General features: G+C 71.0%; 10 protein-coding genes. 4 read left to right on the top strand and 6 right to left on the bottom strand.

Annotated features, from left to right (window positions below):
• Nucleotides 1-223: 223 nt before the first annotated feature.
• The 4 genes from rplU (at nt 224) to proB (ending at nt 3,626) form a co-directional block, all read left to right on the top strand.
• Nucleotides 224-535: a 50S ribosomal protein L21 gene (rplU, locus tag CQZ88_RS20395; protein WP_006937230.1), complete on the top strand. Its 312-nt coding sequence runs from the start codon at nt 224-226 to the stop codon at nt 533-535.
• A gap of 36 nt (nt 536-571) precedes the next feature.
• Nucleotides 572-835 carry a 50S ribosomal protein L27 gene (gene rpmA / locus CQZ88_RS20390; RefSeq protein ID WP_006937229.1) on the top strand — a complete coding sequence of 88 codons (264 nt, stop codon included), beginning with the start codon at nt 572-574 and terminating at the stop codon, nt 833-835.
• Between the two features lie 200 nt (nt 836-1,035).
• Entirely contained in the window at nt 1,036-2,493 is a 1,458-nt protein-coding gene (obgE, locus tag CQZ88_RS20385; RefSeq protein WP_006937227.1) for a GTPase ObgE, read from the top strand.
• A 32-nt stretch (nt 2,494-2,525) separates the two neighbouring features.
• On the top strand, nt 2,526-3,626 hold the full coding sequence (gene proB / locus CQZ88_RS20380; RefSeq protein ID WP_006937225.1) for a glutamate 5-kinase: 1,101 nt from the start codon (nt 2,526-2,528) through the stop codon (nt 3,624-3,626).
• Nucleotides 3,627-3,636: 10 nt separating this feature from the next.
• Here proB and CQZ88_RS20375 read toward each other — a convergent pair whose 3' ends face one another.
• The 6 genes from CQZ88_RS20375 to CQZ88_RS20350 form a co-directional block, all read right to left on the bottom strand.
• On the bottom strand, nt 3,637-4,470 hold the full coding sequence (locus CQZ88_RS20375; RefSeq protein WP_043796594.1) for an NAD-dependent protein deacetylase: 834 nt from the start codon (nt 4,468-4,470) through the stop codon (nt 3,637-3,639).
• 21 nt (nt 4,471-4,491) lie between these two features.
• Nucleotides 4,492-5,427 (bottom strand): D-isomer specific 2-hydroxyacid dehydrogenase family protein, encoded by a 936-nt coding sequence (locus CQZ88_RS20370; RefSeq protein WP_029543149.1) that lies wholly within the window; start codon nt 5,425-5,427, stop codon nt 4,492-4,494.
• A gap of 49 nt (nt 5,428-5,476) precedes the next feature.
• Entirely contained in the window at nt 5,477-5,872 is a 396-nt protein-coding gene (locus CQZ88_RS20365; RefSeq protein WP_006937217.1) for an ectoine synthase, read from the bottom strand.
• Between the two features lie 55 nt (nt 5,873-5,927).
• Nucleotides 5,928-7,208, bottom strand: a complete 1,281-nt coding sequence (gene ectB / locus CQZ88_RS20360) for a diaminobutyrate--2-oxoglutarate transaminase (RefSeq protein ID WP_006937215.1) — start codon at nt 7,206-7,208, stop codon at nt 5,928-5,930.
• A 43-nt stretch (nt 7,209-7,251) separates the two neighbouring features.
• Complete coding sequence (gene ectA, locus CQZ88_RS20355) at nt 7,252-7,683, bottom strand: diaminobutyrate acetyltransferase (RefSeq protein WP_006937213.1); 432 nt, start codon at nt 7,681-7,683, stop codon at nt 7,252-7,254.
• Between the two features lie 249 nt (nt 7,684-7,932).
• Nucleotides 7,933-10,035 (bottom strand): RecQ family ATP-dependent DNA helicase, encoded by a 2,103-nt coding sequence (locus tag CQZ88_RS20350; RefSeq protein WP_006937211.1) that lies wholly within the window; start codon nt 10,033-10,035, stop codon nt 7,933-7,935.
• Between the last annotated feature and the right edge of the window lie 54 nt (nt 10,036-10,089).

The raw sequence follows: 10,089 nt of genomic DNA, 5'->3' as shown, positions 1-10,089 counted from the left end.
GTCGAAGCACAGGCATGAGGTCCGACCGGGCCCGACACCGCGCGGGCCCGGTTTGACCCTGGCAGTCACCTTCCCGTAATCTTGGTCAGTCGCTACTCGGCGATACGGCCCTGCTGCGCCCGATGCGGGAAGGTGGCGGGCCCCGAGTCAGCAACCACACCAGACCAGTCGCGTTGCACACCGTGGCGCGAGCACGTTCGAACTAGCAAGGGGTAGCCGTCCGATGGCAACGTACGCGATCGTCAAGACCGGCGGTAAGCAGTACAAGGTCGCTGAGGGCGATCTCGTCAAGGTCGAGAAGATCGAGGGTGAGCCCGGCACTGCTGTCTCGCTTGCTCCGGTCCTCGTCGTCGACGGAGCCGAGCTGACCACCGACGCCGACAAGCTGGCGAAGGTCACGGTCACCGGCGAGATCGTCGAGCACACCAAGGGCCCGAAGATCCGCATCCACAAGTTCAAGAACAAGACCGGCTACCACAAGCGCCAGGGTCACCGTCAGAAGCTGACGGTCCTGAAGGTCACCGGCATCAAGTAATTCGGGCTTCCGCTTCAAACCCCAGGAGGGTTCGTCATGGCACACAAGAAGGGCGCATCCAGCTCCCGTAACGGTCGCGATTCGAACGCCCAGCGTCTCGGCGTCAAGCGCTTCGGCGGCCAGGCCGTCAACGCGGGTGAGATCCTGGTGCGCCAGCGCGGCACCCACTTCCACCCCGGCGTGAACGTCGGCCGTGGCGGCGACGACACGCTGTTCGCCCTCGCTGCCGGTGCCGTCGAGTTCGGCACCAAGCGTGGTCGCAAGACGGTCAACATCGTTCCGGTCGCGGCAGACGCCTGATCTGCCGTCCGAATCGGACACCGCGGAGGTTCCCTTCGCACATACTCCCAGTAGGGGCGGACCAGGGTCGCACACCCGGGTCCGCCCCTACTGTTTTCGGGACGACCGGTAGCGGTCGTTCCGGCACAACTCCGGTAATCCCGGCACAGTGGGGCTACCGGTCGACACAACAGTTCCACCATTCGACGGAGGTCCACCCCATGTCCCGCTTCATCGACCGGGTGGTGCTGCACGTCACCGCCGGCAAGGGTGGTAACGGCTGCGCCTCCGTCCATCGCGAGAAGTTCAAGCCGCTCGGCGGCCCCGACGGCGGGAACGGCGGCAACGGCGGCAACGTCGTGCTCGAGGTGGACGAGGGGGTCCACACCCTCCTCGACTTCCACTTCCACCAGCACGCGAAAGCCACGAACGGCACGCAGGGCGCGGGCAGCAACCGCGACGGCGCCAACGGCGGCGACCTCGTGCTCAAGGTGCCCGACGGCACCGTCGTGCTCGACAAGGACGGCCGGATCTTGGCCGACATGGTCGGCGCCGGCACTCGCTTCGTCGCCGCCCACGGTGGCCGCGGCGGCCTCGGCAACGCGGCCCTGGCGTCGAAGGCCCGCAAGGCCCCCGGCTTCGCCCTGCTCGGCGAGGAGGGGGAGGAGCGCGACCTCGTCCTCGAACTCAAGTCCGTCGCCGACGTCGGGCTGGTCGGGTTCCCGTCCGCCGGCAAGTCCTCGCTGGTGTCGGTGCTCTCCGCGGCCAAGCCGAAGATCGCCGACTACCCGTTCACCACCCTCGTTCCCAACCTCGGGGTCGTGCAGTCGGGCGACACCACGTTCACCGTCGCCGACGTGCCGGGCCTGATCCCCGGCGCCAGCCAGGGCCGCGGTCTCGGCCTGGACTTCCTGCGTCACCTCGAGCGCTGCGCCGTGCTCGCGCACGTCGTCGACTGCGCGACGCTCGAGCCGGGGCGCGATCCCGTCTCCGACATCGACGCACTCGAGGCCGAGCTGGCCGCCTACCAGCCGGCGTTGTCCGGCGACAGCAGCCTGGGCGACCTCGCCGATCGTCCCCGCATCGTCATCCTCAACAAGGTCGACGTGCCGGACGCCGCGGAACTCGCCGATTTCGTCACCCCCGAGCTCGAGGAGCGGGGCTGGCCGGTGTTCCGGATCTCCGCCGTCAGCCGGGAAGGGCTGCGGCCGCTGACCTTCGCGTTGGCGCGGATGGTGGAGGAGTACCGGCAGGCGCATCCGCCGGCCGCGCCGCGGCGGCCGGTCATCCGGCCCGTCGCCGTCGACGAGACCGGCTTCAGCGTCGTCGCCGACCCCGAGACGCCGGGTGGCTTCATCGTGCGCGGCACCCGGCCCGAGCGCTGGGTGCGTCAGACGGCGTTCGACAACGACGAGGCCGTCGGCTACCTCGCGGATCGGCTCGCCCGCCTCGGTGTCGAGGACGAACTCGTCAAGCAGGGCGCCGAACCGGGTGCCTCCGTCACCATCGGCGACGTCTCGTTCGAGTGGGAGCCGCAGACCCAGGCCGGCGTGGACGTCGTGCCCACCGGCCGGGGCACCGACGCCCGCCTCGACCAGGTCGATCGGGTCGGCGCCGCCGAACGCCGCCACGCCAAGCGGGTCCGCCGCGGTCTCGCGACCGACGACGACGAGTTCTGACCACTGCACCTCGAGCCCAGAAGCAGGAGATCGTGAGCGATACCCGGGAGGCCGTCGCCGGCGCGCGCCGCGTCGTGGTGAAGATCGGCTCGTCCGCCATCACCAGCCTGGTCGGCGGCCTCGACCGGGACCGCCTCGACTGCCTGGTCGACGCTCTCGAAGAGCGCATGCGCTCCGGCTCGGACGTCGTGGTGGTGTCCTCCGGCGCGGTCGGCGCCGGCCTCGCCCCGCTGGGCCTGACCATCCGGCCCCGCGACCTGGCCACCAAGCAGGCCGCGGCCAGCGTCGGACAGCTTGCCCTGGCCCACGCGTGGGGCACCTCCTTCGCCCGATACGGCCGCACCGTCGGGCAGGTGCTGCTCACGGCCGACGACATCGCGCGGCGCACCCAGCACCGCAATGCCCAGCGCACCCTCGACCGGCTGCGCGCGCTGCACGCCGTGCCCGTGGTCAACGAGAACGACACCGTCGCGACCGCCGAGCTGCGGTTCGGCGACAACGATCGCCTCGCCGCGCTCGTCGCGCACCTCGTCGGCGCCGACGCGCTGATCCTGCTCTCCGACGTCGACGGCCTCTACGACGGCGATCCCCGTAAGGGCGACGCCCACCTCATCGCGGAGGTGACGAGCCCGGAGGACCTCGACGGCGTCGTCGCCGGGTCCGGGGGCGCCCTCGGCACGGGCGGTATGGCGTCGAAGCTGTCCGCCGCGCGCCTGGCCGCGGATTCGGGTGTGCCGGTGCTGCTCACCGCCGCGTCGCAGGCCGACCGTGCCCTCGGTGCCGCGGACGTGGGCACCGCGTTCGCGGCCCGGCCCGACCGGATGTCGGCGCGGCGTTTCTGGGTGCGGCACGCCGCCGACACCCACGGCACCCTGCACCTGGACGCGGGCGCGGTACGGGCGGTGGTGGAACGGCGCCGCTCGCTGCTCGCGGCGGGCATCACGGGAATGAGCGGGCGCTTCCACGGTGGGGACGTGGTGGCGCTGGTCGGTCCCGACGGCCGCACGGTGGGGCGCGGCGTGGTGGCCTACGATGCCGCCGAGCTGGACTGGATGATCGGGTTCTCCACGCGGCAGCTGCCGGCGGACCTGCAGCGGCCGGTGGTGCACGCGGACGATCTCGTGACGCTGTAGGCGCGGGCGGTCACCGGCCGGAGGTGGCCGCCGGTGCCGCGGTGACCAGGGCCGTGAGCACCTCCGAGCAGCCCGCGTCGACCTTCACGGTGGCGAGGGGATCGCCGCGCGTGACGCCACGGTTGACCACGGCCACCGGCATGCGGCGCTTGGCGGCGTGCCGCACGAACCGCAACCCGGACATCACCGTCAGGGAACTGCCGACCACGAGCAGGGCATCCGCCTCGTCGACGAGCGCGAAGGCGCGCTCCACGCGCTCGCGTGGCACCGATTCACCGAAGTAGACGATGTCCGGCTTGAGCATCCCCCCGCACCGCTCGCAGTCCACCATGCGGAAGCTGCCGGTGTCGTCGACGACCGCGTCGGCGTCCGGCGCCACCTCGAGACCCGTCGTCCCCCGAACCCGTTCGAGGAAGCCCGGATTGGCGGCGGTGAGCCGCTCGGCGAGGGTGAAGCGCGAGATCCGGAGGTCGCACGCCAGGCAGCGCACCTGCGCGTAGCAGCCGTGCAGGTCGATCACCCGCCGGCTCCCGGCCTTGGTGTGCAGCAGGTCCACGTTCTGGGTCAGGACGCCCAGGACGGTGCCGCGGCGTTCGAGCGCGGCGAGGGCGCGGTGCCCGGCGTTCGGCCGTGCGGAGTCCATGTGCCGCCACCCGACATGGTTGCGCGCCCAGTAGCGGCGCCGGAATTCCGGATCCCCGACGAACTGCTGATAGGTCATCGGGTTGCGGGGTGGCGCGCCGGGGCTGCGGTAGTCCGGGATGCCGGAGTCGGTCGAGATGCCCGCGCCGGTGAGCACGCACAACCGCCGGCCGTCGAGCAGGTGGTGTAGCGGTTCGATCACCCCGTCCAGGGTAGCGGCGTGTCAGTACCCGGCGCTCGGGTCGACGACCGCGGCGAGATCGAGGCCGGCCGCGAAGCGCGTGACGTTCTCGGTCACGTGCTCGGCGAACGCGGGGATGCGCAGCGCCGGGGGATTGGAGTCGTGCGGGGTGATCATGGCGTTGCGCAGCGACCACAGCGGGTGCCCGTCCGGCAGCGGTTCCGGGTCCGTGACGTCCAGGCCGGCGCCCGCGATGACGCGGCGGCTCAGGGCGTCCACCAGCGCGTCGGTGTCGACGAGGCTGCCGCGGGCAACGTTGATCACCCAGGCGGTCGGCTTCATCGCGGCCAGCTCGTCGGCGCCCACCAGTTGCTCGGTCTCGGCCGTGGCGGGGGCGGCGATCACGAAATGGTCTGCGCGGGGCCATACTTCGTCGATCCGTGCGACGGGGACCGTCTCCACGGCGCCCGGGACGGGGCGGCCGCTGCGGGTGACCGCGAGCGCCTGGGCGCCGAGCGAACCGAGCATGGGGATCAGGGCCCGGCCGATGCCACCCGCGCCGATGATCCCGACGGTGGCGCCGCGCAGGGTGCCCAGCTGGGGGTAGAACACGCTCGGCGTCCACGACGTGGCCGCCAGGTGGTCGGGCAGCGCCCGCACGCCGGCGAGCAGCAGCATGAGCGCGTGTTCGGCGACCGTCGCGGCGAACGCCCCGGCGGCCGACGTCCACGTCACCTGGGGGTGAGCGCGGATGACGCCGGCGTCGAACCAGTCCTCCACGCCGGCGGCGGGCAGCTGAACCCACCGCACCGACGCCGGCAGCACCGCGGGGAACTCGTCCGGTCCGGCGGTCCAGACCACCGCGTCCGGGCGGTCGTCGAACCCGCACACGCGACCGCCGCCAGCCCCGATCGCCCGGTCGAACACGATGTCCGGGGCGGGGCCGACGGCGATGCGCGGCTGTCGCTCGTAGGTCATGGCTCCGACTCTAGGCGCGAACGCCCGGCCGGTCACTCGCTGCGGGCACTCAGACGACCTCGACGAGGGGGTACACGCCGTTCTCGTCGTGGACTTCCCGGCCGGTGACCGGCGGGTTGAACACGCAGAACATGCGCATCCGGGTGTCCGGCTCGACGCGGTGCCGCTCATGGCCGTTGAGCAGGTACATCGTGCCGGGTGCGAGCGGGTACACGGTGCCGGTCTCGAGGTCGGTGAGGGTGCCGGTGCCCTCGATGAGCCACACCGCCTCGATGTGGTTCGCGTAGTGGAACTCGTTGACGGTGCCGGCCTCGATCGTGGTCTCGTGGAACGAGAACCCGACCTTGTCGCCACCGAGCACGATGCGCTTGCTGCGCCAGTTGCCGTTGTCCGACGTGATGTCGCGCTCGGTGCCGGTGATTTCCTCGGTGGTACGGACGATCATACGTAAGTCCTTCGGAAGCTTGTCTTCTCGTGCATGGGTCGACGGCGGCCGGGGGTCAGGCCCGGACCACCGAGGTGGCCTCGCACAGGATGTTCAGACCGTGCTCGAGCTCGTCGTCGCTGATCGTCAGCGGCGGAAGCAGCTTGACGACCTCGTCGGAGGGGCCGGAGGTCTCCGCGAGCAGGCCCTGCTCGAACGCGAGGGCGCACACCTTCTGTGCGTCGTTCGGCTCGTCGAAGACCAGGCCCTGAACCATGCCGCGACCGCGGGTGGAGACGCCGTCGAACATGTCGGACAGGTTCATGAAGGTCTGCCGGATCCGCTCGCCCTTGCGCAGCGTCTCGCGCTCGAGGTGGTCGTCGGCCCAGTAGTGCTGCAGCGCCTTCGCCGCGGTGACGAACGCCGGGTTGTTGCCGCGGAACGTGCCGTTGTGCTCGCCCGGGCCCCACACATCGAGGTCGCGCTTGAACAGCGTGAGCGCCAGCGGCAGGCCGTACCCGCCGATCGACTTCGACAGGGTCACGATGTCCGGGGTGATCCCGGCGACCTCGAACGAGAAGAACGGGCCGGTGCGGCCGCAGCCCATCTGCACGTCGTCGACGATGAGCAGGATGTCGCGCTCGGCGCACAGATCCGCGAGGGCACGCAGCCACTCGGGGCGGGCGACGTTCACGCCGCCCTCGCCCTGCACGGTCTCCACGATCACCGCCGCCGGGCGGTTCAGACCGCTGCCGGAGTCGTCGAGCACGCGGGAGAACCAGTGGAAGTCCTCGGTGACGCCGTCGAAGTAGTTGTCGAACGGCATCGGGGTGGCGTGCACCAGCGGCACACCGGCCCCGGCCCGCTTCATGGAGTTGCCCGTCACCGACAGCGCACCCAGGGTCATCCCGTGGAATGCGTTGGTGAAGTTGATGATCGACTCGCGGCCGGTGACCTTGCGGGCGAGCTTGAGCGCCGCCTCGACCGAGTTGGTGCCCGTCGGGCCGGGGAACTGGACCTTGTAGTCGAGGCCGCGGGGGGCCAGGATGTGGCTCTCGAACGACTCGAGCAGTTCCCGCTTGGCGACGGTGGACATGTCGAGGCCGTGGGTGATGCCGTCACCCATGATGTAGTCCACGAGCGCGGTCTTCAGGACCGGGTTGTTGTGCCCGTAGTTGAGGGCTCCCGCGCCGGCGAAGAAGTCGAGGTAGTCCTTGCCGTTCTCGTCGCGGAGCCACGATCCGGACGCCGTTTCGAACACGGTCGGCCAGCCGCGGCTGTAGCTGCGCACCTCGGATTCGAGGTAATCGAAAACGCTGTGCTTGGCGGGGGTTTCGGGGTGCTCCAGGATGGTCATTCGTCGTCCTCCTGCGGCGAATTCGCTTTCGCCGGTCGTGTATTCATTCGCCGATCGTGTAGAGATCCTCGGCCATGTGGGAATCGGGAAAATCCGAAGGGGTGAACAATTCGCTCCGGGTGATGCGCAGTCCGCGTCGCCGGGCGAGCGCGGTGAACAGCGCGATGGACGCCTCGTTGTCCGGGCTGACGGTCGTCTCGAGCCGGTTCACGCCGGTGTCGGCGAGCCGGTCCCACAGGCTGTCGAGCATCCGGCCGGCGATGCCGCGGCCGCGTTGGGCCTGGTCGACGGCCACCTGCCAGACGAACAGCGTGTTCGGCGACTCGGGACGGCGGTAGCCGCTGACGAACCCCACCGCCTCGTCGTCCCCGCCGGTGGCGACGACCGAGGTCGCCGCGAAATCGCGGCACCAGAGCACGTATGCATAACTGGAATTGACGTCGAGCACTTTCGAATCACGCGCGATCTGCCACATGCGAATTCCGTCGGAAATACGCGGTGCGCGGAAATTCGGCTCGGTCGGCGCGCTCGCCGTTTCGGCGGGCGTACGGGGCGGGGTACTTCTCTGCGTCACAGGCGTCATAAGCGGTCTCGAACCTAACAACTTCGTGGGCGGGATTCACCCGCCTTGTCGGGATCCGTCGCCGGGTACCCCGGCTCCGCGCAGGTGAGACACCCATGTGAGAAGAGTCACTTCGTGTAGCGCCCGGGCCGAGCGCGGCGATTATTTCGGGCTCGCCAGCGCCAGCGGCAGCACCGCGGAGGCCCCGGCCCGGATCAGGGTCCGCGCCGCCATCGTCATCGTCCAGCCGGTGTCGGTGACCGCGTCGACGAGCAGGATCGGCCCCCGGGTTCCGCTGAGGTCGGGGCTCTCCCACGCGTCCACGAGGCCGGCGATCCGGTACGCCGAGTTCGCTGCCGTCACCGGGGGCCGGCCGGGCCGGGCACGCAGCACGCCGAGATCCTCGAGCCGGCCGAGCTGCGCCAGCCGCGCCGCGAGGGAACCGACCAGGCGAGGATGGGTCGCCGACTCCACGGCCATCACCGCGGTCGGGCGATCCGACCAGTCCCACGCCTTGAGCACCGCCACGGCGGCCTGCACCACCGCGTCGGGCACCGGCGCGTCGGGGCCGTCCAGCAGCGCCCGCAGCCGCGGACCCCATCCGAGGTCCGACAGCCGGCCGAGTACCCGGCCCGGCTCGGGCCCGTCGGTGATCTTCCCGGACAATGCCACGCCGAGTTTGGCCATTCCCGTCGGCCACTGCCGCCGCGGCGGCAGGTCCACCCCCGGCCGGTCCAGCCGGGCCCGCACCCGGCCCAGCTCGGTGTCGTCGACGTCCGCCGGCCACCGCGCCCCGCAGCAGTTGTCGCACCGCCCGCAGCCCGGGGTGTCGGACGTCAGGTCGGGATCGTCGAGCTGGGTGCGCAGGAACACCATCCGGCACCGGGTGGTCCGCTCGTACTCGAGCATCGCCTCCTGCTCGGCCTCGCGGGCCCGCTCGAGCGTCGCGTACCGGGCGGCGTCGTACTCCCAGGGCACGCCGGTGGCGATCCAGCCGCCCTTCACCCGGCGTACCGCACCGTCCACGTCGAGCACCTTGAGCACCATCTCCAGCCGGGACCGGTTGAGGTCGACCAACGGCTCGAGGGCCTGCGTGGACTGCGGCCGCTCCGGCTCGAGCACCTCGATCACCCGCCGCACCACCTCCTCCCCCGGGAAGGCCACCGACGCGAACCAGCTCCAGATCTGCCGGTCCTCGGGACCCGGAAGCAGGATCACCTCCGCCCGCTCGGTCGCACGGCCCGCGCGACCGACCTGCTGGTAGTAGGAGATGGGTGAGGACGGTGCTCCCAGGTGCACCACGAACCCGAGGTCCGGCTTGTCGAAACCCATGCCCAGGGCCGAGGTGGCGATCAGGGCCTTGACCCGGTTGGCGAGGAGGTCCGCCTCCAGCTGCTCCCGCTCGGCCGGATCGGACTGCCCCGTGTATGCCGCGACGGTGTGACCGTGCTCGGAGAGCAGCGCGGCCAGGTCGTGCGCGGCCGACACGGTGAGGGTGTAGACGATCCCGGAACCGGGCAGCTCGTCGAGGTGCTGGGCGAGCCACGCCGCCCGGCGCGCGGGTTCGTCGATCCGCAGCACCGACAGGTGCAGCGACGGCCGGTCGAGACCACCGCGCAGCACCAGGGTCTCGCCCGTGCCCTCCCCGACGCCGAGCTGCGCGGCCACGTCCGCCACGACCCGGTCGTTCGCGGTCGCGGTGGTCGCGAGCACCGGAATGCCCTCGCCGATTTCGGTGACGAGGGTGCGGATGCGCCGGTAGTCCGGCCGGAAGTCGTGTCCCCAGTCCGAGACGCAGTGCGCCTCGTCGACCACCACCAGTCCGGCGTCGCGGGCGAGCGCCGGCAGCACCTGGTCGCGGAAGTCCGGGTTGTTGAGCCGCTCCGGGCTGACGAGCAGGACGTCCACCGCGCCCTCGGCGACCTGCCGGTGGATCTCCTCCCACTCGGTGACGTTGCCGGAATTGATCGTGGCCGCGCGGACGCCCGCGCGCTGCGCCGACTCGACCTGGTTGCGCATCAGGGCCAGGAGCGGGGAGACGATCACGGTCGGCCCGTGCCCGTGGGCGCGGAGCAGCTTGGCGGAGATGAAGTAGACGGCCGACTTGCCCCAGCCCGTGCGCTGCACGACCAGCGCTCGCCGGCGATGCACCACCAGTGCCTCGATGGCGCTCCACTGGTCCTCCCGCAACCGGGCGCCGGGTCCCGCCAGGTCGCGGAGCAGTCGTTCGGCTTCGTCGCGCAGATCCGTGGTGGCGGTGCTCATGGGACCTATCGTGCCGGACCGCGCCGACACCGTCCGTGCCGGACGAGGACGACA

Source organism: Rhodococcus sp. ENV425 (assembly GCF_002887785.1).
Classification (GTDB): Bacteria; Actinomycetota; Actinomycetes; order Mycobacteriales; family Mycobacteriaceae; genus Rhodococcus; species Rhodococcus aetherivorans.
Note: the sequence above shows the minus strand (reverse complement) of the source record. Positions and strands in the feature narration are given on the sequence as shown.

Bases quoted from the DNA above. Each gene is read 5' to 3' on its own strand.
- ectA (WP_006937213.1), bottom strand. From the start codon at position 7,683: ATGTGGCAGATCGCGCGTGATTCGAAAGTGCTCGACGTCAATTCCAGT.
- CQZ88_RS20350 (WP_006937211.1), bottom strand. From the start codon at position 10,035: ATGAGCACCGCCACCACGGATCTGCGCGACGAAGCCGAACGACTGCTC.
- obgE (WP_006937227.1), top strand. From the start codon at position 1,036: ATGTCCCGCTTCATCGACCGGGTGGTGCTGCACGTCACCGCCGGCAAG.
- CQZ88_RS20370 (WP_029543149.1), bottom strand. From the start codon at position 5,427: ATGACCTACGAGCGACAGCCGCGCATCGCCGTCGGCCCCGCCCCGGAC.
- CQZ88_RS20365 (WP_006937217.1), bottom strand. From the start codon at position 5,872: ATGATCGTCCGTACCACCGAGGAAATCACCGGCACCGAGCGCGACATC.
- rplU (WP_006937230.1), top strand. From the start codon at position 224: ATGGCAACGTACGCGATCGTCAAGACCGGCGGTAAGCAGTACAAGGTC.
- rpmA (WP_006937229.1), top strand. From the start codon at position 572: ATGGCACACAAGAAGGGCGCATCCAGCTCCCGTAACGGTCGCGATTCG.
- ectB (WP_006937215.1), bottom strand. From the start codon at position 7,208: ATGACCATCCTGGAGCACCCCGAAACCCCCGCCAAGCACAGCGTTTTC.